33 protein-coding genes are annotated in these 19,275 nt (G+C 52.1%); all 33 read left to right on the top strand.

The genetic code is table 11. From position 1 onward, the window contains the following. Window positions 1-65: 65 nt before the first annotated feature. The 33 genes from rplC (at window position 66) to nagA (ending at window position 19,221) form a co-directional block, all read left to right on the top strand. The gene (rplC, locus tag ACRQU7_RS17055) at window positions 66-698 is read left to right on the top strand and encodes a 50S ribosomal protein L3 (RefSeq protein ID WP_038325937.1); all 633 of its coding nucleotides are present in this window, start codon (window positions 66-68) and stop codon (window positions 696-698) included. An 18-nt stretch (window positions 699-716) separates the two neighbouring features. Further along, on the top strand, window positions 717-1,340 hold the full coding sequence (gene rplD / locus ACRQU7_RS17050; protein WP_141826380.1) for a 50S ribosomal protein L4: 624 nt from the start codon (window positions 717-719) through the stop codon (window positions 1,338-1,340). Continuing rightward, window positions 1,340-1,630 (top strand): 50S ribosomal protein L23, encoded by a 291-nt coding sequence (gene rplW / locus ACRQU7_RS17045; RefSeq protein WP_038325935.1) that lies wholly within the window; start codon window positions 1,340-1,342, stop codon window positions 1,628-1,630. The genes rplD and rplW overlap by 1 nt, the downstream gene beginning before the upstream one ends. 78 nt (window positions 1,631-1,708) lie before the next feature. Next, a complete protein-coding gene (rplB, locus tag ACRQU7_RS17040) occupies window positions 1,709-2,542 on the top strand; it encodes a 50S ribosomal protein L2 (RefSeq protein WP_038325934.1) in 834 nt (277 codons plus the stop codon). 26 nt (window positions 2,543-2,568) lie between these two features. After that, window positions 2,569-2,850 (top strand): 30S ribosomal protein S19, encoded by a 282-nt coding sequence (gene rpsS / locus ACRQU7_RS17035; RefSeq protein WP_038325933.1) that lies wholly within the window; start codon window positions 2,569-2,571, stop codon window positions 2,848-2,850. Between the two features lie 21 nt (window positions 2,851-2,871). Then, window positions 2,872-3,207: a 50S ribosomal protein L22 gene (rplV, locus tag ACRQU7_RS17030; protein ID WP_038325932.1), complete on the top strand. Its 336-nt coding sequence runs from the start codon at window positions 2,872-2,874 to the stop codon at window positions 3,205-3,207. Window positions 3,208-3,227: 20 nt separating this feature from the next. Then, window positions 3,228-3,893 (top strand): 30S ribosomal protein S3, encoded by a 666-nt coding sequence (gene rpsC / locus ACRQU7_RS17025; protein WP_141826379.1) that lies wholly within the window; start codon window positions 3,228-3,230, stop codon window positions 3,891-3,893. After that, window positions 3,893-4,318 carry a 50S ribosomal protein L16 gene (gene rplP, locus ACRQU7_RS17020; RefSeq protein ID WP_038325929.1) on the top strand — a complete coding sequence of 142 codons (426 nt, stop codon included), beginning with the start codon at window positions 3,893-3,895 and terminating at the stop codon, window positions 4,316-4,318. The genes rpsC and rplP overlap by 1 nt, the downstream gene beginning before the upstream one ends. After that, window positions 4,318-4,524, top strand: a complete 207-nt coding sequence (gene rpmC / locus ACRQU7_RS17015; RefSeq protein WP_038325927.1) for a 50S ribosomal protein L29 — start codon at window positions 4,318-4,320, stop codon at window positions 4,522-4,524. Before rplP ends, rpmC begins: the two co-directional genes overlap by 1 nt. A gap of 19 nt (window positions 4,525-4,543) precedes the next feature. Continuing rightward, entirely contained in the window at window positions 4,544-4,801 is a 258-nt protein-coding gene (gene rpsQ / locus ACRQU7_RS17010; protein WP_444642111.1) for a 30S ribosomal protein S17, read from the top strand. Window positions 4,802-4,829: 28 nt separating this feature from the next. Then, window positions 4,830-5,198, top strand: coding sequence for a 50S ribosomal protein L14 (gene rplN / locus ACRQU7_RS17005; protein ID WP_038325924.1), 369 nt, complete (start codon window positions 4,830-4,832; stop codon window positions 5,196-5,198). A 16-nt stretch (window positions 5,199-5,214) separates the two neighbouring features. Beyond that, on the top strand, window positions 5,215-5,535 hold the full coding sequence (gene rplX / locus ACRQU7_RS17000) for a 50S ribosomal protein L24 (RefSeq protein ID WP_038325923.1): 321 nt from the start codon (window positions 5,215-5,217) through the stop codon (window positions 5,533-5,535). A 16-nt stretch (window positions 5,536-5,551) separates the two neighbouring features. Further along, window positions 5,552-6,091 carry a 50S ribosomal protein L5 gene (gene rplE, locus ACRQU7_RS16995; RefSeq protein ID WP_038325922.1) on the top strand — a complete coding sequence of 180 codons (540 nt, stop codon included), beginning with the start codon at window positions 5,552-5,554 and terminating at the stop codon, window positions 6,089-6,091. Window positions 6,092-6,103: 12 nt separating this feature from the next. Continuing rightward, window positions 6,104-6,289 carry a type Z 30S ribosomal protein S14 gene (locus ACRQU7_RS16990; protein ID WP_038325921.1) on the top strand — a complete coding sequence of 62 codons (186 nt, stop codon included), beginning with the start codon at window positions 6,104-6,106 and terminating at the stop codon, window positions 6,287-6,289. A gap of 23 nt (window positions 6,290-6,312) precedes the next feature. Further along, window positions 6,313-6,711, top strand: a complete 399-nt coding sequence (gene rpsH, locus ACRQU7_RS16985; RefSeq protein WP_444642108.1) for a 30S ribosomal protein S8 — start codon at window positions 6,313-6,315, stop codon at window positions 6,709-6,711. 15 nt (window positions 6,712-6,726) lie between these two features. Continuing rightward, window positions 6,727-7,275, top strand: coding sequence for a 50S ribosomal protein L6 (gene rplF, locus ACRQU7_RS16980; RefSeq protein ID WP_444642106.1), 549 nt, complete (start codon window positions 6,727-6,729; stop codon window positions 7,273-7,275). 18 nt (window positions 7,276-7,293) lie between these two features. Then, on the top strand, window positions 7,294-7,653 hold the full coding sequence (gene rplR / locus ACRQU7_RS16975; protein ID WP_444642104.1) for a 50S ribosomal protein L18: 360 nt from the start codon (window positions 7,294-7,296) through the stop codon (window positions 7,651-7,653). A 15-nt stretch (window positions 7,654-7,668) separates the two neighbouring features. Further along, window positions 7,669-8,166, top strand: coding sequence for a 30S ribosomal protein S5 (rpsE, locus tag ACRQU7_RS16970; protein WP_038325917.1), 498 nt, complete (start codon window positions 7,669-7,671; stop codon window positions 8,164-8,166). A gap of 15 nt (window positions 8,167-8,181) precedes the next feature. Next, a complete protein-coding gene (gene rpmD / locus ACRQU7_RS16965) occupies window positions 8,182-8,361 on the top strand; it encodes a 50S ribosomal protein L30 (protein WP_038325916.1) in 180 nt (59 codons plus the stop codon). Between the two features lie 18 nt (window positions 8,362-8,379). Next, window positions 8,380-8,820 carry a 50S ribosomal protein L15 gene (rplO, locus tag ACRQU7_RS16960; RefSeq protein ID WP_038325915.1) on the top strand — a complete coding sequence of 147 codons (441 nt, stop codon included), beginning with the start codon at window positions 8,380-8,382 and terminating at the stop codon, window positions 8,818-8,820. A 1-nt stretch (window position 8,821) separates the two neighbouring features. Further along, window positions 8,822-10,156: a preprotein translocase subunit SecY gene (gene secY, locus ACRQU7_RS16955; RefSeq protein ID WP_444642101.1), complete on the top strand. Its 1,335-nt coding sequence runs from the start codon at window positions 8,822-8,824 to the stop codon at window positions 10,154-10,156. Window positions 10,157-10,172: 16 nt separating this feature from the next. After that, entirely contained in the window at window positions 10,173-10,805 is a 633-nt protein-coding gene (locus ACRQU7_RS16950; protein ID WP_038325913.1) for an adenylate kinase, read from the top strand. Window positions 10,806-10,807: 2 nt separating this feature from the next. Then, complete coding sequence (map, locus tag ACRQU7_RS16945; protein WP_038325912.1) at window positions 10,808-11,560, top strand: type I methionyl aminopeptidase; 753 nt, start codon at window positions 10,808-10,810, stop codon at window positions 11,558-11,560. An 11-nt stretch (window positions 11,561-11,571) separates the two neighbouring features. Further along, window positions 11,572-11,841 (top strand): KOW domain-containing RNA-binding protein, encoded by a 270-nt coding sequence (locus ACRQU7_RS16940; protein ID WP_444642098.1) that lies wholly within the window; start codon window positions 11,572-11,574, stop codon window positions 11,839-11,841. Then, window positions 11,841-12,059 (top strand): translation initiation factor IF-1, encoded by a 219-nt coding sequence (gene infA / locus ACRQU7_RS16935; protein WP_038325909.1) that lies wholly within the window; start codon window positions 11,841-11,843, stop codon window positions 12,057-12,059. Before ACRQU7_RS16940 ends, infA begins: the two co-directional genes overlap by 1 nt. A 30-nt stretch (window positions 12,060-12,089) precedes the next feature. Continuing rightward, window positions 12,090-12,203, top strand: a complete 114-nt coding sequence (gene rpmJ / locus ACRQU7_RS16930; protein ID WP_022174947.1) for a 50S ribosomal protein L36 — start codon at window positions 12,090-12,092, stop codon at window positions 12,201-12,203. A gap of 38 nt (window positions 12,204-12,241) precedes the next feature. Then, window positions 12,242-12,610, top strand: a complete 369-nt coding sequence (gene rpsM / locus ACRQU7_RS16925) for a 30S ribosomal protein S13 (protein ID WP_444642095.1) — start codon at window positions 12,242-12,244, stop codon at window positions 12,608-12,610. An 18-nt stretch (window positions 12,611-12,628) separates the two neighbouring features. Then, entirely contained in the window at window positions 12,629-13,039 is a 411-nt protein-coding gene (gene rpsK / locus ACRQU7_RS16920) for a 30S ribosomal protein S11 (RefSeq protein WP_038325906.1), read from the top strand. A gap of 33 nt (window positions 13,040-13,072) precedes the next feature. Continuing rightward, window positions 13,073-13,699: a 30S ribosomal protein S4 gene (gene rpsD / locus ACRQU7_RS16915; protein WP_444642093.1), complete on the top strand. Its 627-nt coding sequence runs from the start codon at window positions 13,073-13,075 to the stop codon at window positions 13,697-13,699. A 72-nt stretch (window positions 13,700-13,771) separates the two neighbouring features. Then, entirely contained in the window at window positions 13,772-14,725 is a 954-nt protein-coding gene (locus ACRQU7_RS16910) for a DNA-directed RNA polymerase subunit alpha (RefSeq protein WP_038325904.1), read from the top strand. A gap of 37 nt (window positions 14,726-14,762) precedes the next feature. Next, complete coding sequence (gene rplQ / locus ACRQU7_RS16905; RefSeq protein ID WP_038325903.1) at window positions 14,763-15,104, top strand: 50S ribosomal protein L17; 342 nt, start codon at window positions 14,763-14,765, stop codon at window positions 15,102-15,104. 571 nt (window positions 15,105-15,675) lie between these two features. Then, window positions 15,676-17,922, top strand: coding sequence for a hypothetical protein (locus tag ACRQU7_RS16900; RefSeq protein WP_444642090.1), 2,247 nt, complete (start codon window positions 15,676-15,678; stop codon window positions 17,920-17,922). Window positions 17,923-18,084: 162 nt separating this feature from the next. Continuing rightward, a complete protein-coding gene (gene nagA / locus ACRQU7_RS16895) occupies window positions 18,085-19,221 on the top strand; it encodes an N-acetylglucosamine-6-phosphate deacetylase (RefSeq protein ID WP_444642088.1) in 1,137 nt (378 codons plus the stop codon). The last annotated feature ends 54 nt before the right edge of the window (window positions 19,222-19,275 follow it).

Raw genomic sequence — 19,275 nt, 5'->3', positions numbered from 1 at the left:
AACCGACCAGCGGCCGAGGTCAAGTTGGCAAACGCCAACCAATAACCTGCATAGGAGGTAAAATAATGCAAAAAGGTATCATCGGCAAGAAAATCGGCATGACGCAGATTTTCGACGAAAAGGGAAATGTCATCCCCGTAACGGTTGTTCAGGCCGGCCCCTGTGTTATCTCACAGAAAAAGACGGTTGAAAACGACGGTTACGCAGCAGTCCAGATGGGCTACGGCGATTTGAAACCGAACAAGGTCACGAAGCCCCTGAAGGGCCACTTTGCAAAGGCGGACGTCGCTCCCAAGAAAACCCTCAGAGAGTTCCGTGTGGAAAACACCGAAGCTTACAACGTGGGTGATCTTGTCAAGGCGGACACGTTCGCGGCGGGCGACAAGATCGACGTCACCGGCACGAGCAAAGGTAAGGGATACGCCGGCGTTATCAAGCGCTGGAATTTCCAGAGACTCAAGGAAACCCATGGTTCCGGCCCTGTTGCCCGCCATGGCGGTTCCAACGGTTCCTGCTCGGACCCGTCGAGAGTGTACCCCGGTCTTAAGATGGCCGGCCACCTGGGCGCCGAGAAGGTAACGGTTCAGAATCTGACCGTTGCCAAAGTGGATGCGGAAAACAATCTGATTGCTATCAAGGGCGCAGTTCCCGGACCGAACGGCGGAATCGTAGTAATCCATGACAGCGTTAAGGCGTAAGGGAAGGAGGAATTTGGAATGCCTACAGTAGCAGTACTTGATATGGCCGGTAAAGAAGTAGAGAAAATCGACCTTTCCGAAGCCATATTCGGAATTGAACCCAATGCGAAGGTTCTGCACGACATGGTGGTCAACTACCTTGCGAACCAGCGCCAGGGCACACAGTCGGCACTGACCCGCGCCGAAGTTTCGGGCGGCGGCAGAAAGCCGTGGAGACAGAAGGGCACCGGTCACGCAAGACAGGGCTCCACACGTTCACCGCAGTGGACTCACGGCGGTATCGTATTTGCTCCGAAGCCGCGCGACTACAGCTATTCCTTAAACAAAAAGGTAAGACGTCTTGCCATGAAGTCAGCTCTTTCAAGCAAGGTGATCGATAACGAGCTGGTCGTGCTTGACGGGATTTCACTTGACGAGTATAAAACAAAGACCATCGCGGCAATGCTCAAGGCGATCGGCTCCGAGAAAAAGGCGCTCATCGTTCTTCCGGAAGTGAACGAAAAGGTGATCGCTTCGGCTAAGAATATCCCGGGCGTGAAAACGGCAATGGCCAACACCCTGAATGTCTATGACATCCTGAACGCCGATAGATTTATCGTGCTGAAGGACGCCGTGGCCCAGATCGAGGAGGTGTACGCATAATGGCAGCACAGGACATTATTATCCGCCCCATTATCACCGAAAAAAGCATGGCCGGCATCGGCATGAAGAAATATGCCTTTGAAGTTGCCAAGGATGCCACAAAAATCGATATTGCAAGAGCGGTTGAGACCCTCTTCGGCGTAAAGGTCGGCAAGGTAAACACCCTGCACGTAAGAGGCCAGTTCCGCCGTCAGGGAAAAAACGAAGGCTACACTCCTTCCTGGAAGAAAGCCTACGTTACCCTTACTGCCGACAGCAAGACCATCGAGTTTTTTGAAGGCATGATGTAAACTCTGCCCGAAAAACGCAGAGGCAAGGATGGGGAAAGGGCATTCCCCGCAAAGCCATCATGAGGAGTGTGAAACCGAATGCCTATTATTAACTTTAAACCTACCACGGCTTCCAGACGCAATATGTCCGTTACGGACTATTCCGGTCTGAGCAAGGTTGCACCGGAAAAGAGCCTGCTGACTTCCATCAGCAACAAATCCGGCCGCAACAGCTACGGTAGAATTACAGTCCGTCACCGCGGTGGCGGAAACCGTAAAAAGTATCGTATTATTGACTTTAAGCGTCAGAAGTTCGACGCGCCGGGCAGCGTTCTCACCATTGAGTACGACCCGAACCGTTCCGCCTTTATTGCCCTTGTGCAGTATGAGGACGGCGAAAAAAGATACATCATCGCTCCCAACGGCTTAAAGGTCGGCGACGTTGTTGTATCCGGCGCCGCGGCGGATATCAAGCCCGGCAACGCGCTTCCGCTTGAAAATATCCCAACCGGTACCTTTATCCACAACGTTGAGCTTTATCCGGGCAAAGGCGCCCAGCTGGCACGCGCTGCCGGCAACATGGCTCAGCTGATGGCGAAGGAAAACGGAATGGCTCTTCTGAGACTGCCTTCCGGCGAACTTCGCAACGTACCGGTCAACTGCATGGCCACCATCGGCCAGGTCAGCAACATCGACCATGAGAACGTGAAGCTCGGCAAGGCCGGACGGAAACGCCACATGGGTTGGAGACCGACAGTCCGCGGTTCCGTTATGAACCCGAACGACCATCCGCACGGCGGCGGCGAAGGCAAATCCCCCGTGGGCCGTCCGGGACCTGTTACCCCGTGGGGTAAACCGGCCCTCGGCTACAAGACCCGCGCTCACCACAACCGCTCCGATAAATTTATCGTCAAGCGCAGAAACGGCAAATAAGGCGTACAGAAAGGAGCTTATCATCTATGGGCAGAAGCATAAAAAAGGGTCCTTATGTTCAGCCTGTGCTGCTTAAAAGGATTCAAGAAATGAACGCGGCCGGCGAAAAGAAAATCATCAAAACATGGAGCAGGGCTTCCATTATTTTCCCTGATTTCGTTGGTCATACAATCGCGGTCCACGACGGCCGCAAGCATGTTCCGGTCTATGTAACGGAAGATATGGTCGGCCACAAGCTCGGCGAGTTTGCCCCAACCAGAACCTTCAAGGGACATTCCGGTTCCAAAACATCATCGCCGACAAGATAACGGCCGAAAGGAGTGTATAGCATGGAAGCAAGGGCCTATTTAAAGTACGCCCGTATTTCACCCCGCAAGGTTCAGATCGTGCTTGATCTCATTCGCAACAAGCCGGCTGACGTTGCAATGGCTATCCTCAAGAATACACCAAAGGCCGCTACGGAATATCTTCAGAAATTATTGAAGTCGGCCATGGCTAACGCTGAGAATAACCACAATATGGATGTTTCCAGACTTTACGTTGCGGAATGCTTCGTATGTCCGGGCCCGATCCTCAAGCGCATTCGTCCCAGGGCGCAGGGTCGCGCGTTCAGAATTGAAAAAAGAACTTCGCACGTTACCCTCGTGCTCAAGGAAAAAGAATAAGGCGGAAGAGGAGGTAAACTATGGGCCAGAAAATCAATCCCCACGGGTTTCGCGTGGGCGTAATTAAAGACTGGGATTCCCGCTGGTTCGCGAAGGACAGCGTTTTCGGCGATACTCTCGTTGAAGACTACAATCTGCGCAAGGTGCTGAAGAAGCAGCTTTATCCGGCAGGGGTTCCGAAAATTGAAATTGAGCGTGACGCCTCCAAGGTTCGCGTTCACATTCACTGCGCCAAGCCGGGCATGGTAATCGGCAGGGGCGGTTCGGAAATTGAGAAGCTCCGTCTTCAGTGCGAGAGCATCCTCAAGAAACCTGTTACGATCAACATTGTAGAGGTAAAGTCCCCCGACCTGAACGCGCAGCTCGTCGCTGAGAACATTGCGCAGCAGCTCGAAAAGAGAATTTCTTTCCGCCGCGCGATGAAGCAGTGCATCGGCCGCGCCATGAAGCTCGGCGCCAAGGGTATCAAAACCCAGGTGTCCGGCCGTCTGGGCGGTGCTGAAATCGCAAGACGTGAACAGTATCACGACGGTACCATTCCCCTTCAGACCATCCGTGCCGACATCGACTACGGTTTTGCCGAAGCCGCCACAACCTATGGCCGCATTGGCGTAAAGGTCTGGATTTACAGAGGCGAAGTCCTTGTGGACAACCGCAAGCCTCGTAAGGAAGGAGGCAGTAAATAATGCTGTTGCCTAAGCGTGTAAAATACCGCAAAGTGCATCGCGGTCGTATGACCGGAAAGAGCTATCGCGGAAATAAGGTAACTTACGGCGATTTCGGCCTTCAGGCCTTAGAGCCGGCATGGATCACCTCCAACCAGATCGAAGCGGCCCGTGTCGCCATGACACGTTACTGCAAAAGATTTGGTCAGGTGTGGATCAAGATTTTCCCAGACAAGCCGATCACTCAGAAGCCGGCTGAAACCCGAATGGGTTCCGGTAAAGGTTCCCCTGAGTACTGGGTCGCAGTTGTAAAACCGGGCAGAGTTATGTTTGAAATCGGCGGAGTTTCGGAAGAAACTGCAAGAGAAGCTTTACGTCTGGCGTCCAACAAACTGCCGATTAAGTGCAAGTTTGTTAAGAAGGAAGAAACGGGTGGTGAGCAGTAATGAAGGCCTCAGAAGTCAGAGAATTAACGACAGCAGAACTGGAAAGTAAGCTTAAGGACCTCAAGGCCGAGCTTTTCAACCTGCGTTTCCAACTTGCCATTAATCAGCTCGATAACCCGATGCGTATCTCCGCTGTCAAAAAGGATATCGCCCGTGTCAAAACAATTTTGCGCGAGATCGAAATCAAGGACAGCGCCAATGCGTAACGGAAGGGAGGATTAATCTGTGAGCGATCGGAATATTAGAAAAGCAGAGATTGGCAAGGTCGTCAGCAACAAAATGGATAAAACCATTGTGGTTGCAATCGAAAACAGGGTAAAGCATCCGCTTTACAACAAGATTATCAAGCGTACCGTGAAGCTGAAAGCACATGATGAAAACAATGAATGCACAATCGGTGACCGCGTGCGTGTGATGGAGACCCGTCCCTTCAGCAAAGAGAAAAGATGGCGTCTCGTCGAGATTATAGAGAAAGCCAAGTAATTGGCTTTAAGCAAAGGAGGAACGCACTGTGATTCAACAGCAGACTTACCTCAACGTTGCCGACAACACCGGCGCGAAGCAGCTTATGTGCATCCGCGTTCTCGGCGGTACCGGCAGAAGGTATGCCAATATAGGTGACGTGGTTGTCGCTTCCGTTAAAAAAGCGGCTCCGGGCGGCACTGTTAAAAAAGGCGAAGTCGTTAAGGCAGTCATTGTTCGCACTGCTTTCGGCGTCCGCCGTGATGATGGAACATACATCCGCTTTGACGAAAATGCGGCTGTCCTCATCAAAGACGATAAAAATCCGAGGGGAACGCGTATTTTCGGGCCCGTGGCCAGAGAACTGCGTGACAAAGACTATTTGAAAATTTTAAGTCTTGCCCCTGAAGTGCTGTGATGGGAGGTGCTCACTGATGAATAATAAGGTTCATGTTAAAACGGGTGACACCGTCGTCATTTTAAATGGCAAAGAACGCGGCAAGAAGGGCAAAGTTCTGGCCGTAAGCCCCGAAGAGGGGAAGGTCATCGTTGAGGGCCGCAACATGGTTTCCAAGCATGTTAAAGCCCGCAAAATGGGTGAACAGAGCGGTATTGTGAAAGCCGAAGGCGCACTGTACGCCTGCAAGGTCCAGGTCGTTTGCCCCCGCTGCGGCAAACCCACACGTGTCTCGCATAAGCTTTATGAGGACGGCACTAAGGAACGCGTTTGCAAAAAATGCGGCGAAGCGCTGTAAGGGAGGATAAAACGACATGGCAAGACTGAAGGAATTTTACCAAAAAGATGTCGCACCCGCACTGATGAAAAAGTTTTCTTACAAGAGCGTCATGCAGATTCCGAAGCTTGAGAAGATCGTCATCAATGTAGGCGCCGGTGAAGCAAAGGAAAACGCAAAGGTAATTGACGCCATCACAACCGATCTCGCGACGATTACCGGCCAGAAGCCGGTGATCTGCAAAGCGAAAAAATCGGTTGCAAACTTCAAGCTCCGTGAGGGCATGAACATCGGCGTAAAGGTAACGCTCAGAGGCGACAGAATGTACGAGTTCTTAGACAGGCTCTTCAATGTTGCTCTCCCGCGCGTAAGAGACTTCAGAGGAATCAGCGCGAACTCGTTCGACGGCCGCGGCAACTACAATATGGGCGTCAAAGAGCAGCTGATCTTCCCTGAAATTGATTACGACAAAATCGATAAGGTCCGCGGAATGGATATTTGTTTCGTAACGACCGCAAACACCGACGAGGAATCCAGAGAGCTCTTAACACTCATGGGCGCCCCGTTTGCGAAATAAGGAGGGAATATTGTGGCCAAGACTTCTATGAAAATCAAGCAGCAGAGAGTTGCGAAATTCTCGTCTCGCGAATACAACAGATGCAAAATCTGTGGCAGGCCGCATGCCTACCTTCGCAAGTTCGGAATTTGCCGTATATGCTTTAGAGAACTTGCTCACAAGGGTGAGATCCCGGGCGTGAAAAAGGCCAGCTGGTAAAGCTTAGCAAAGGAGGTAACGGTATGCAAATTACAGATACAATTGCTGATTTGCTCACCCGTATTCGCAATGCAGTTTCTGCAAAGCACGATTCGGTTGACATTCCCGCTTCCAACATGAAAAAGGCCATTGTGCAAATTCTTGTTGACGAGGGCTATGTAAAGAATTATACGGTAACAGAGGACGGCAAACAGGGCATTATCAAAGTGAATCTCAAATATGGCGAGAGCAAAGTCCCCGCCATCAACGGTCTGCGCAGAGTCAGTAAGCCAGGCCTTCGTATCTATTCCAACGCAGAGGATCTGCCCAAGGTCATGAAGGGCCTGGGCATCGCTGTCATTTCTACTTCGAAGGGCATCATGACCGACCGTCAGGCCCGCAAAGAGAATGTCGGCGGAGAGGTTCTCGCATTTATCTGGTAACAAGGGGGTGCAGTAATGTCGCGAATTGGAAGAAAACCCATAAATATTCCCGCTGGCGTCACCGTTCAGGTTGACGGCAACGTTGTCACCGTCAAGGGACCGAAGGGTACGCTGACCCAGAAAATTCATCACAACATGAACGTTTCTGTGGAAGGCAGCGAGGTGCTCGTCACCCGTCCCAACGACGAAAAAGAAAACAGGTCGCTGCACGGTCTGACCCGCACGCTGATCCACAACATGGTCGTCGGCGTAACGGACGGATTCAAAAAGGAGCTTGACGTTTTGGGCGTCGGCTACCGTGTGCAGAAGCAGGGCAAGAACCTTGTGATGAATCTTGGTTATTCTCATCAGGTGATCGTCCCTGAAATCGATGGTATTTCCATCGAGTGCCCAGCTGCAAACAAAATCGTGATCTCGGGCCCGGATAAGCAGCAGGTTGGTCAGTTTGCCGCCGAAGTGCGCGAGAAACGTCCGCCTGAGCCGTATAAGGGCAAGGGTATCCGCTATACCGGTGAATTTGTCCGCCATAAGGAAGGCAAGGCCGGCAAGGGCGCTAAGAAGTAAGTAAGGAGTGAATAACAAATGGTGAATAAGACTGACACAAACAGAGCCAGGCTTAACCGTCACCGCAGGGTGCGCGGTAAAATTTCCGGCACAGCAGAGTGCCCACGCCTGAATGTATTTCGCTCTACCACCAATATCTACGCCCAGGTTATCGACGACGTAAAGGGAGTTACTCTTGCAGCAGCTTCCACACTGGACAAGGATTTCAATGGTAATGGCGGAAACAAGGACGCCGCACGTAAGGTTGGCGAGCTTATTGCCAAACGTGCCGCCGAAAAGGGCATCACCGAGGTCGTATTTGACCGCGGCGGCTATATTTTCCACGGCCGCGTCAAAGAGCTGGCCGAAGGCGCCCGTGAGGGCGGCCTCAAGTTCTAAGAAGGAGGAATACTTTTGGCTAGAATTGACGCAACGTCTATGGAACTCAAAGAACATGTAGTTGCTATTAATCGTGTATCCAAGACCGTAAAAGGCGGCCGTATCTTCAAGTTCGCAGCTCTTGTGGTAGTTGGCGACGGAAACGGCACAGTCGGTTTCGGCATCGGAAAGTCGGGCGAAGTTCCTGACGCGATCCGCAAGGGAATTGAAGACGCGAAAAAGAACCTCATCAAGGTTGCTATGCGCGGCTCCACCATCCCGCACGAAATTATCGGCGCGTACGGTGCCGGCAGAGTTCTGATGAAGCCTGCCGCTCCCGGTACCGGTGTCATTGCCGGCGGTCCGGTCCGTGCGGTCGTAGAAGCGATCGGAATCAGGGACATCAGAACAAAGGCCCTGCGTTCCAACAATCCATGTAATGTAGTAAGAGCAACCTTGGACGGCATGTCCAAGCTGCGTACTGCCGGTGAAGTCGCTGCAACACGCGGCAAGTCGGTAAAAGATATTCTTTAATAAGGGGGTAGCAAGATGGCACAGCTGAAAGTAAAGCTGATAAAAAGTCTTATCGGCAGCAAAAAGGACCAGATTGCAACCGCCCAGGCTCTTGGTCTCTTTAAAATCGGCGACACTTCCGTTCAGCCTGAAAATGAACAGACCAAAGGCAAGGTGGCCAAGATAATCCACCTCATCGAGGTAAGTAAAGCGTAAGCAAGGAGGTGCGAGTAAATGAAGTTGCATGAACTAACTGCTGTACCCGGTTCCACCAAAGAGCCGAAGCGTATCGGCAGAGGACACGGTTCAGGTCAGGGAAAAACTGCCGGCAAGGGCCACAAGGGTCAAAAGGCCAGAGCGGGCAGAGGCATGCGTCCCGGATTTGAAGGCGGCCAGATGCCTTTACAGAGACGTATTCCGAAAAGAGGTTTTAACAATGTTTTTGCTAAAACCATCGTTTCTGTCAACGTAGGCACACTCGACAAGTTCGAAGACGGCTCTGTGGTGGACACCCAGGCGCTGATCGATGCGGGCATTGTAAAGACCTGCTGTGACGGGGTGAAGATCCTTGCCAACGGCAATCTGACAAAAAAATTAACAGTAAAGGTTACTGCTTATTCCGAGGCTGCGAAGCAAAAGATAGAAACCGCGGGTGGGAAGGCAGAGGTGATCTAAGTTGTTTCAAACAATAAAGAATGCCTGGTCTATCCCGGATCTCCGTAAAAAGATCCTGTTTACACTGCTTATCATCATGGTTTTCCGCTTCGGTGCGGTCATTCCTGTTCCGTTCCTCAATGTCGTCGCATTGAAGGGACTGATGACCACGGTCGACAAGACCGGTTCGGCACTGAGCTACCTTGATATGCTCTCCGGCGGCGCTTTTGCAAACGGTACTCTGTTTGCAATGAGCGTTACGCCCTACATCAACAGCTCCATTATTATGCAGCTTTTGACAGTTGCTATTCCGGCGCTGGAAAGACTGGCAAAAGAAGGCGAAGAGGGCCGCAAGAAGATCGGCACCATGACCCGCTACGTCACCGTCGGTCTTGGCTTGATTCAGGGCACCGCTTATTTCTTCTATCTGCGCAACAGCTCCTATCAGGGTGTTCCGATCGCGAAATACACCAAGGGTTGGGAGCAGGTGTTTGCCGCTTTTGTCATCATCATGGCGTTTACCGCAGGTACCGCGCTGATGATGTGGCTGGGCGAACAGATCAACCAAAAGGGTATTGGAAACGGTATTTCCATTTTGCTGTTTTCCGGTATTGTGGCGAGAATGCCGCACACAATCAGCTTGTTGGGACAGTATCTGCAGGCCGCCAATGAGGACGCGTCCACCTACGGCAAGTACTATTTCTTCGTTCCGCTGTTTGTGCTGATCTTCCTTGTGGTCATCTGGGTCATTGTGTTTATGAATGACTCGGAGCGCCGTATTCCCGTACAGTACGCGAAGCGTATGGTCGGAAGGAAGATGTACGGCGGCCAGAGCAGCCATATTCCGATTAAGGTTGCCATGTCCGGCGTTATGCCGATTATTTTCGCAAGTTCCATTCTCTCGATTCCAAGTACGATCCAGCTGTTCCTTGGCAACAAGGTGACAACCGGATTCTGGAAGGGCTTTTTCGAAGCTTTCTCCTCTACCGGATGGATCTATTCGCTGATGTATTTCCTGCTGATTATCATGTTTGCTTATTTCTACGTGACAATTCAGTATAATCCGATAGAGATGGCCAATAATCTTCGTCAGAACAATGGCACGATTCCCGGCATTCGTCCGGGTAAACCCACTTCTGACTTTATCGCGAAGATTCTTTCTAAGATCACTTTAATCGGGGCGCTGTTCCTTGCGGTTATCGCTTTGCTGCCCATCGCCTTTGGCGCCGCTACCGGCATGCACAACATGTCGATCGGCGGAACCTCCATCCTGATTTTGGTTGGTGTCGCGCTGGAAACCGTGAAGCAGATGGAGTCGCAGATGATGATGCGCCATTACAAAGGCTTCCTTGATTGATAAGGAGTGAGAGAATATGAATCTGATCCTTCTCGGCGCCCCAGGCGCCGGTAAAGGCACGCAGGCAGAAGTCATCTGCTCGCGTTATAACATTCCTGCAATATCCACGGGTAATATTATCCGTGAAGCGCTGAAGAGCGGCACTGAGATGGGAGTTCGCGCCAAGTCCTTTGTGGACGCGGGCAAGCTTGTTCCCGACGAGGTTGTCATCGGCATTATCAAAGAGCGTCTGGCCAATGACGACTGCAAAAACGGATTCGTTCTGGACGGGTTTCCGCGCACGATTCCCCAGGCCGAGGCTCTGGACAAAATGGGCGTTCGCATTGACAGGGTCCTCAACATTGAGGTCTCCGACGAGACGATCGTGCAGCGTATGTCCGGACGCCGTGTCTGCGAAAACTGCGGGGCCAGCTACCACCTGCTTTACAAAAAGCCGGAGGTGGAGGGCGTTTGCAGCAAATGCGGCGGCACCCTAGTTCAGCGCAAGGACGACCACCCGGATACGGTCAAAGAGCGTTTAAATGTATATCACGAGCAAACCGAGCCCCTGAAGGATTACTATCTGAAACAGGGCAAGCTTTGCACAGTAGAAGGGCAAGAGGATGTCGGGCACACCACAAAACTGATTCTTGCCGCATTAGAGGCGTAATCATGATAGTGCTTAAAACCAGCCGCGAACTCAGCTTTATGAGGGATGCGGGCAGGGTATCTTCAAGAGCATTAAAGCTGGCCGGCGAGATGGTCGAGCCCGGTGTTTCCACCTGGGAAATCGACCGTGCCGTCCGCCGATACATTGAGGAACAGGGCGCGAAGCCCACGTTCCTCGGGTATGGCGGCTTCCCGGCAAGCGCATGTATTTCCGTAAATGACGTGGTTATCCATGGCATACCACATAAGGGCACGATTATCAGGCAGGGTGACATTGTCAGCATTGACATAGGCGCGACTTTTGAGGGCTTTGTCGGAGACAACGCGTGGACTTTCCCATGCGGCGACGTAAGCCATGAAGCGCAGGCCCTTATGGATGCAACACGCGAAAGCCTGTTTGAAGGCATTAAAGCCGCAACAGCCGGTCATCGGATCGGCGATGTCGGCAGCGCGGTCCAGCGGTATGCCGAAGCTCGCGGTTACTCGGTGGTACGGGATTTTGTCGGCCACGGAGTAGGTGCGAAGATGCATGAAGACCCCAGTGTTCCTAATTACGGCACACCCGGCAGGGGCGTGCGCCTGTTGCCAGGCATGACCATTGCAATTGAACCGATGATTAACCAGGGTGTAAAGGAAGTCAAAACCCTTGCGGACGGTTGGACGACCGTAACCGCGGACGGCAAGCTTTCCGCGCATTTCGAACATTCCATTGCCATTACTCCGGACGGCCCGGTTATTTTAACGCTGCCGGATTAAGGGGGTAGACAATGGACTTTGTCAGAGGACTGGTTGTCCGGTCGGCCGCGGGACGCGACAAGGACGGCTTTTTCACGGTGCTGGAGGCAGACGCCGGATTCGCACTGATCTGCGACGGAAGGCGCCGCGGCCTTGACCACCCGAAAAGGAAAAAGCTGAAACACCTTTGTCCGACCAGAACCGTATTGGCCGAAGGTTCAATGCAGACCAACCGTGAAATACGAGGTGCCCTCAGGGAGTTCAATGCCGGGGGCCGTTTTCCACAAGAGGAGGGTAAGTAATGTCGAAACAGGACGTAATTGAAACTGAAGGAATCGTTACCGAGGCGCTGCCTAACGCAATGTTTATGGTAGAGCTTCCAAACCACCATACAATACTCGCGCATATTTCCGGCAAGCTCAGGATGAATTTCATCCGCATCCTGCCGGGGGATAAGGTCACAATCGAACTGTCGCCTTACGATCTGACGCGCGGACGTATTACATGGCGTTCAAAGTAAAACAAACACTCGCTAAGGGAGGGCGCACAAATGAAAGTAAGACCTTCTGTCAAGAAAATTTGTGAAAAATGCAAAATTATTAAACGCAAGGGTAAAGTCATGGTAATCTGTGAAAACCCGAAGCATAAGCAGCGCCAGGGCTAATTTGGCGCAAACCTATTAACAGTGGAGGTGCAACCAGTATGGCGCGTATAGCAGGTATTGATCTGCCCAGAGATAAGCGCATCGAAATTGCTCTTACCTATATTTTCGGCATCGGCCGCAGGACTGCAACGGAGATTTGTGCAGAAACAGGCGTCGACCCGGACATCCGTGTAAGGGATTTAACTGAAGATGATGCGGCAAAGCTCAGAGAGTATATCGACCATCACTGCCGCGTTGAAGGCGATCTTCGCCGCGACGTAGCATTTGACATTAAGAGACTGATTGAAATCGGCTGCTACCGTGGTGTCCGTCACCGCAAGGGCCTGCCGGTAAGAGGCCAGCGTTCCAAAACCAATGCGCGTACACGCAAAGGTCCCAGAAAGACCATGGCCAACAAGAAGAAGTAATAGGGAGGGATTCAAAAGATGGCAGCACAGAAAGGCGCAGCTAAAAAAGGCACCGCAGTTCGCAGACGCCGTGAGCGTAAAAATATAGATCGCGGAGCCGCTCATATCCAGTCCACCTTCAACAACACGATCGTTACCATTACGGATACACAGGGCAATGCGATTTCGTGGGCAAGCTCAGGTGAATTAGGGTTCAGAGGTTCCAGAAAGTCCACTCCTTTCGCCGCTCAGACCGCCGCCGAGACCGCCGCGAAAGCAGCGATGGAGCACGGTATGAAAACGGTTGAGGTTTTTGTAAAGGGACCGGGCGCGGGCCGTGAGGCGGCTATCCGCGCACTTCAGGGCGCAGGCCTTGAAGTCAGCATGATTAAAGACGTTACTCCGATTCCGCACAACGGATGCCGTCCTCCGAAGAGAAGACGCGTATAGTAACAAAACCGATATAGGAGGTGCAACCATAATATGGCAAGATATACAGACGCTGTGTGCAAGCTTTGCCGCCGGGAAGGCCAGAAGCTTTTCCTGAAGGGCGCAAGATGCTACACGGATAAATGCGGGGTAACCCGCCGGGCGTACGCTCCGGGCCAGCATGGTCAGGGTCGCAAAAAGACCTCTGAATATGGCCTTCAGCTGCGTGCAAAACAGATGACAAAACGTTTCTATGGTGTACTGGAGTCCCAGTTCAGGGGCTACTACGACCTTGCGACACGCAAAGAAGGAAAGACCGGTGACGAACTGCTCGCAATTTTGGAATCCCGCCTCGACAACGTGGTTTACCGTTTGGGCTGGGGCAATTCCAGAGCGGAAGCCCGTCAGCTGGTGGTTCACGGGCACTTTACTGTGGACGGCAAAAGAGTGGATATCCCTTCCTACCTGACAAAACCGGGCGAAGTGATCTCCATTAAAGAGAAGAGCCGTCAGAGCGAAAAAATCAAGGCTGTCATTGAGGCGAACTCGGCTCATCCGATTCCGAAGTGGCTTGACATCAATCGTGATACTCTGGAAGGCAAGATCATTGCATTACCAACCCGTGAGGATATTGACCTTGCAGTCGATGAGACTCTCATCGTTGAGTTGTACTCCAAGTAATGCCGTTTTATGACAGCATAAAAAACATCATGGCTGATAAATTAATCCGCTATATGTCAAGGAGGGTCGCTAATGATCGAGATTGAGAAGCCAAAAATAGAGACAGAAGTTTTAAGTAATGACGGAACCTATGGCAAATTTGTTGTGGAACCGCTTGAGCGTGGCTTTGGCACAACCCTGGGCAACAGCCTGAGGCGTGTTCTTTTATCTTCGCTGCCGGGCGTTGCAGTCACGTCTATCAAAATAGACGGCGTTCTTCATGAGTTTTCAACCATACCCGGAGTGAAAGAGGACGTCACTGAGATCGTGCTTAACATCAAGGGATTGACCGCCAAGCTCCATTGCGATGGACCGAAGACAGTGGAAATCGCTGCGGAGGGTCCGTGCAATGTAACGGCCGACTCTATCAAGTGCGACAGCGAGGTTGAAATCCTGAACCCGGAGATGCACATTGCGACTCTGGGCGACGGAGCAAAACTGTATATGGAATTGACCCTGGATAAGGGGCGCGGATATGTATCTGCCGAGCGCAACAAGCAAAACATGAACGCCAACGTGATCGGGGAGCTTCCGGTTGATTCCATCTATACTCCTGTTTATAAGGTGAATTATAATGTGGAGCCAACCCGTGTGGGTCAGAGCATTGATTTTGACAAGCTCACACTCGAAGTTTGGACGAACGGAACCATCGGCGCGCAGGAAGCGGTTTCTTTGGCCGCGAAAGTCCTCACCGAGCATCTGAATCTGTTTGTTGACCTGTCCGACAAGGGCAGCAGCACGGAGATCATGGTCGAAAAGGACGACAAGGGCAAGGAAAAGGTGCTCGAAATGACGATTGAAGAGCTCGACCTTTCGGTCCGTTCCTTCAACTGTCTGAAGCGTGCCGGTATCAATACGGTTGAAGACCTTATCAACAAATCCGAAGAGGATATGATGAAGGTGCGCAACCTCGGACGCAAATCCCTTGAGGAGGTTGTCTGGAAGATGGCCTCTCTCGGTTTTAATCTGCGCAAGGATGACGAATAATTGCGCAAACAACCTAAGGTAAAGGAGTGATATTTCGATGCCCGGAACCAGAAAGCTCGGAAGAGACACTGACCACAGAACCGCCATGTTAAGGGCGATGGTTACCTTTCTTTTAGAGAATGGCAAAATCGAAACCACAGTGACTCGCGCCAAGGAGGTCCGCTCCATGACCGAGAAGATGATAACGATTGCGAAGGAAAACAATCTGCACAACAAACGTCTCGTTCTGGCCTTTGTTACAAAGGAAGACGTTGCGAATAAACTGTTCAATGAGATTGCTCCGAAGTATGCCGACCGCAACGGCGGCTATACGCGCATCAGCAAGCTTGGCCCTCGCCGCGGTGACGCCGCCGAGATGGGAATTATCGAGCTGGTTTAATTTCATTGTTTACGGATCAAGGCTGCCGCTTTTGCGGCGGCCTTTTTTGATTCGGCCTATAACTCCCTTCAGTCAAGCCAAACCTCAGCCTCCCTCTGAGAGGGAGGTGTTTCGGAGTGCTCTGAGACCAATTCAGCATGGAACTGTCTGAGAGCGCCGCCGTAGGCGAGTGCCGACCGCATGGTCCGCGCTCGGCGCGTCGAAGGGAGTCCGCAAGCTGAGGGGGGGACTCCCCCAGTCAGGCTATGCCTGCCAGCCCCCTCAAGGAGGGGGATAAATCCTCACCCTCCAAAAAAAGGGAGCTAAAAAGAAGAGGAAACGATAGCTCGTCGGCCCCGAGGGGGAGGGGGGAACGTCTTCTTAAATCTGGCAAAAAACCTAATAAATACTGGTGTTTTTTCAGGAAGCACATGGGGATTTTATCGGTTAAAACCGGCATAAAAACTGGAAATAATTACAATATAGAATTATTCTTCTTTTCATTTTATTCTGTATCCGGACTCCTATACAATATGGAAGTCAGAAATGCCAACATTGGGAAAAAAATTTGCAGAATGAAAGGGAATGAACCATGAAAAAAACCTTGCAGGTGTTCAGTATGATTCTGGCGCTTACGCTTGTGTTTTCGGTATTCGGAAATACGGCGGCTTTTGCGGCGGAAGAAGAGACACAAATTACCTTCTCAGACGATTTCAACGAATTGGATACATTGAATCTCAATTCCATGTATTACGGGATGGAAGCGACTGTCAGCGATCCTGCGCTGACGCTTACCGGAGAATCCAGCGATCCGTCCGTGGTAGAAGTCTTCCTGGAGGATGTGGAGAACGGAACCTATTATTTCGACGTTGGGGCTATGGGCAACGGCGAAGCGACGCTGACCTTTACGGCTTCCGACGGCACAACGGTCAGCAAAACGCTGAAGGTTGAAGGGACCGGAGAGCTCCCCTACACGATTACCACGGATGTGGAGGGAGATTATTCCCTTGCAAAGGGAAGCAGCAACATCATCAAGCTGCATTACGAGGACAACGATATCTTCTCCTTCCCTTATCTGACAAGCGACAACGAGAAGGTCCTGCATGCGGAACTGATGGATTACGACGAGGAGAACGGCGATTTCTATTACCGTGTGGACGCCGTTGGCGATGCCGGGACCACCGCGAATCTTTACACGGGCGCGGTTGGATTCGTTCCTCAGAAGCTCTGCGAAGTGAGCGTGATTGAGAACGAAATCCTGCATATCGATACTTCCGGCCAATACATCTGCAATGTGAACGACGAATACACCTTTGTGGTTACCTGCAATCTGCCCGATATTGAGCACAGCATCACAACCAGCAGAGAAGGTGCGGTTGAGATCACTCCTCTGGGAAAGACCGGCAATCAGACCACCTACAAGGTAAAAGCACTGGAGCCCGGGACTACCCTGATTACCGTTAGCTTCAGCGGAGAGACGGCTTCCTTCTACGTGACGGTCAATGAGGACGACGATTTCCCGGTTGTTTCAACGGAAGATGAAGAGAACATCACGCTGGAGCAGGGACAGTCCTACACCTACGATCTGTCCGTCATGGGGGGCGGCGTACCGGTGGTCGCCGCGGATACGGACGGAATCGTTTCCGTACAGTTTGAGAAAAAGGACGGCATCCATTATTACTACAAGGTGACAGCCGTCAGCGCGACCGGCGGAGAGACCAACCTGTCCGTTACATTCCCTGACAGCGAATACGCCAGCGACTATACATACCAGTTCGGCACCGTTACGGCCAAGCCGGGCGATCATGAGCCGAAATCGGATACCAATTCTGATTTTTCCTTGAAGGCGGGACAGAGCTATACCTTCAGAATCAGCAACGCGGAAAGTTTTTATCCGGGTTCCAACGGCATCTTTAAGACTGAGAAGGTAGGAACCGGAAGCAACTACACCGACTATAAAATCACCGCAATCGGCAACCCCGGTCAGTCCGCAGGTTTCTATATGGCGGCAAAAGACCAGCTGGCGAAGAAGGTCTGCGTCGTCACCATCGCGTCGGCTACGGAGCCGACGTCGGATACCAACTATGACTTCACCGTGAAGCAGGGCGCAAGCTACACCTTCAAGATCAGCAACGCGGTCAGCTTCTACGCGGGCTCCAACAACGTGTTCAAGACCGAAAAGGTAGGAACCGGGAGCAATTATGCCCTCTACAAGATTACCCCGATCGGCCAGCCGGGCCAGTCCGCCGGTTTCTACATGGCGGGCGCGGGCCAGACGGCAAAAAAAGTTTGCGTTGTCACGGTCGGTGCGGCTCCGGAGCCGAAATCCGATACCAACAATGACTTTACGATAAAACAGGGTGCAAGCTATACCTTCAAAATCAGCGACGCGGTCAGCTTTAACCCGGGTTCCGGCAGCGTGTTCAAGACCGAGAAGGTGAAAACCGAAGGCAGCAATGTTTTCTATAAGATCACCGCGATCGGCCAGCCGGGCCAGTCCTCGGGCTTCTATATGACGGGAGCTGACGGAGTAGGAAGAAAGGTCTGTGTCGTAACGGTCGGCGCGGCGGCAACGACTGCCCTGAAATCCGACACCAACTACAATTTCAGCATTGCGAAGAACGCGTCCTATCAGTTCAAAATTACAGCCCCCGGCGCTTCTTCCATCAACTTCAACACGGGTACAAGCGGCGTGTTCCAGGTGACGCTTCTGCGCCACACGGGCGACGATTTCTTCTACAAGATTACCGCAATCGGCAAGTCCGGCCAGCAGTCGGGAATTTATGCTTCCCTTCCCGGCCAGACGGGCCAAAAGCTTTGCGTCGTCAGTATCTCATAAAGATTTTTTCAGCATGGAAAGGGCTGCCGCTTTGCGGCGGCCTTTTTGTTCTTTCAAAACACCTTGAATAAAATATTTTTTCAGTTTATAATACAGATAAAGGATAAAATATTTTTTCTAGCCGACAGGGCCGGAAAATAAATACAGCAGAGGTGTAATACGATGATTCTGAAAAATGCTAAAATTGTGGACGACAGTTTTCATTTGTGCAATGCCGATCTTGCGTTGGAGGGGGATAAAATTTCCTCCATCGGGCCGGGCCTTTCCGGAAAAGAGGAATATGATTTTTCCGGATGTGTGATTGTGCCGGGCTTTGTCGATATCCATATCCACGGCTGCGTTGGTGCGGACACCTGTGACGCGGACGCTGACGGCCTTGCGAAAATGTGTGCGAAGCTGGTGCAGGAGGGCGTCACTTCCTTCTGCCCGACTACGATGACCGTTTCCCACGAGGGGATTGCCCAAGCGCTGGAAAGCGTCCGGGAATGCATGGTCCATCCGCCCAAGGGCGCGGCGATTGCCGGCGTGAATATGGAAGGACCCTATATTTCCATCCACCGCAAGGGCGCGCAGGCGGGCGAGCATGTAAAGAACCCAGACTTTACAGAGTTCAAAAACCTTTACGATACATACGGCGGGATTATCAAGCTGGTGGATATTGCCCCCGAGTGTCCCGGAGCGGAGGAATTCATCCGCGGGGCTTCCAGGCTCTGCACCGTGTCCATCGCCCATACGACCGCGGACTACGCGGCGGCGAGGCACGCGTTTGAGCTGGGCGTTTCGCACGTTACCCACCTTTATAACGCCATGCCGGGGCTGACCCACCGGGAGCCGGGTGTGGTCGGCGCCGTGTTCGACGACGGCCGCGTCACCGCGGAGATCATCTGCGACGGTCTGCATATTGACCCTGCGGTGCTTCGCATCACGTTCGGAATTCTCGGGAAAGACCGCGTTGTCGTCATCAGCGATTCCATGCGCGCCGCGGGTCAGCCGGACGGGGTGTCCGACCTCGGTGGGCAGACGGTTTATGTAAAAAACGGCGCGGCCAGACTGGAAGACGGCACGCTGGCGGGTTCCACTACAAACCTGCATCAGGAGGTCAAAAATTTGGTCGGTTTCGGCATTCCCTTCCTGCAGGCCGTTCAGGCGGCTACCCTGAACCCCGCGAGGGAAATCCATGAAGAAGATAAGATCGGAAGCATCAAAGTGGGCAAGTACGCCGACCTGGTCGTGCTGGATTCCGAGTTGAATATTAAAATGGTGGTCGCCCGCGGCAAAATCGCGGTGGATAACCGGTAAGAACAAAATAGAAAAGGGGCTGCTGCAAAACGCAAGTTTGCAGCAGCCCCTTTT

This window comes from Caproiciproducens puteiluti (genome assembly GCF_052442865.1).
Classification (GTDB): Bacteria; Bacillota; Clostridia; order Oscillospirales; family Acutalibacteraceae; genus Caproiciproducens.
Note: the sequence above shows the minus strand (reverse complement) of the source record. Positions and strands in the feature narration are given on the sequence as shown.

What these genes read in the sequence shown, in the direction of transcription:
- map (WP_038325912.1), top strand. Translation starts at nt 10,808, where the DNA reads ATGATAGTGCTTAAAACCAGCCGCGAACTCAGCTTTATGAGGGATGCG.
- rpmD (WP_038325916.1), top strand. Translation starts at nt 8,182, where the DNA reads ATGGCACAGCTGAAAGTAAAGCTGATAAAAAGTCTTATCGGCAGCAAA.
- rpmJ (WP_022174947.1), top strand. Translation starts at nt 12,090, where the DNA reads ATGAAAGTAAGACCTTCTGTCAAGAAAATTTGTGAAAAATGCAAAATT.
- rplO (WP_038325915.1), top strand. Translation starts at nt 8,380, where the DNA reads ATGAAGTTGCATGAACTAACTGCTGTACCCGGTTCCACCAAAGAGCCG.
- rplR (WP_444642104.1), top strand. Translation starts at nt 7,294, where the DNA reads ATGGTGAATAAGACTGACACAAACAGAGCCAGGCTTAACCGTCACCGC.
- ACRQU7_RS16900 (WP_444642090.1), top strand. Translation starts at nt 15,676, where the DNA reads ATGAAAAAAACCTTGCAGGTGTTCAGTATGATTCTGGCGCTTACGCTT.
- rplV (WP_038325932.1), top strand. Translation starts at nt 2,872, where the DNA reads ATGGAAGCAAGGGCCTATTTAAAGTACGCCCGTATTTCACCCCGCAAG.
- nagA (WP_444642088.1), top strand. Translation starts at nt 18,085, where the DNA reads ATGATTCTGAAAAATGCTAAAATTGTGGACGACAGTTTTCATTTGTGC.
- rplX (WP_038325923.1), top strand. Translation starts at nt 5,215, where the DNA reads ATGAATAATAAGGTTCATGTTAAAACGGGTGACACCGTCGTCATTTTA.
- infA (WP_038325909.1), top strand. Translation starts at nt 11,841, where the DNA reads ATGTCGAAACAGGACGTAATTGAAACTGAAGGAATCGTTACCGAGGCG.
- rplW (WP_038325935.1), top strand. Translation starts at nt 1,340, where the DNA reads ATGGCAGCACAGGACATTATTATCCGCCCCATTATCACCGAAAAAAGC.
- rplB (WP_038325934.1), top strand. Translation starts at nt 1,709, where the DNA reads ATGCCTATTATTAACTTTAAACCTACCACGGCTTCCAGACGCAATATG.
- rpsH (WP_444642108.1), top strand. Translation starts at nt 6,313, where the DNA reads ATGCAAATTACAGATACAATTGCTGATTTGCTCACCCGTATTCGCAAT.
- rpsK (WP_038325906.1), top strand. Translation starts at nt 12,629, where the DNA reads ATGGCAGCACAGAAAGGCGCAGCTAAAAAAGGCACCGCAGTTCGCAGA.
- rplC (WP_038325937.1), top strand. Translation starts at nt 66, where the DNA reads ATGCAAAAAGGTATCATCGGCAAGAAAATCGGCATGACGCAGATTTTC.
- rpmC (WP_038325927.1), top strand. Translation starts at nt 4,318, where the DNA reads ATGAAGGCCTCAGAAGTCAGAGAATTAACGACAGCAGAACTGGAAAGT.
- rplE (WP_038325922.1), top strand. Translation starts at nt 5,552, where the DNA reads ATGGCAAGACTGAAGGAATTTTACCAAAAAGATGTCGCACCCGCACTG.
- rplF (WP_444642106.1), top strand. Translation starts at nt 6,727, where the DNA reads ATGTCGCGAATTGGAAGAAAACCCATAAATATTCCCGCTGGCGTCACC.
- rpsM (WP_444642095.1), top strand. Translation starts at nt 12,242, where the DNA reads ATGGCGCGTATAGCAGGTATTGATCTGCCCAGAGATAAGCGCATCGAA.
- rplQ (WP_038325903.1), top strand. Translation starts at nt 14,763, where the DNA reads ATGCCCGGAACCAGAAAGCTCGGAAGAGACACTGACCACAGAACCGCC.
- rplD (WP_141826380.1), top strand. Translation starts at nt 717, where the DNA reads ATGCCTACAGTAGCAGTACTTGATATGGCCGGTAAAGAAGTAGAGAAA.
- rpsC (WP_141826379.1), top strand. Translation starts at nt 3,228, where the DNA reads ATGGGCCAGAAAATCAATCCCCACGGGTTTCGCGTGGGCGTAATTAAA.
- ACRQU7_RS16910 (WP_038325904.1), top strand. Translation starts at nt 13,772, where the DNA reads ATGATCGAGATTGAGAAGCCAAAAATAGAGACAGAAGTTTTAAGTAAT.
- rplP (WP_038325929.1), top strand. Translation starts at nt 3,893, where the DNA reads ATGCTGTTGCCTAAGCGTGTAAAATACCGCAAAGTGCATCGCGGTCGT.
- rpsD (WP_444642093.1), top strand. Translation starts at nt 13,073, where the DNA reads ATGGCAAGATATACAGACGCTGTGTGCAAGCTTTGCCGCCGGGAAGGC.
- rpsS (WP_038325933.1), top strand. Translation starts at nt 2,569, where the DNA reads ATGGGCAGAAGCATAAAAAAGGGTCCTTATGTTCAGCCTGTGCTGCTT.
- ACRQU7_RS16940 (WP_444642098.1), top strand. Translation starts at nt 11,572, where the DNA reads ATGGACTTTGTCAGAGGACTGGTTGTCCGGTCGGCCGCGGGACGCGAC.
- ACRQU7_RS16950 (WP_038325913.1), top strand. Translation starts at nt 10,173, where the DNA reads ATGAATCTGATCCTTCTCGGCGCCCCAGGCGCCGGTAAAGGCACGCAG.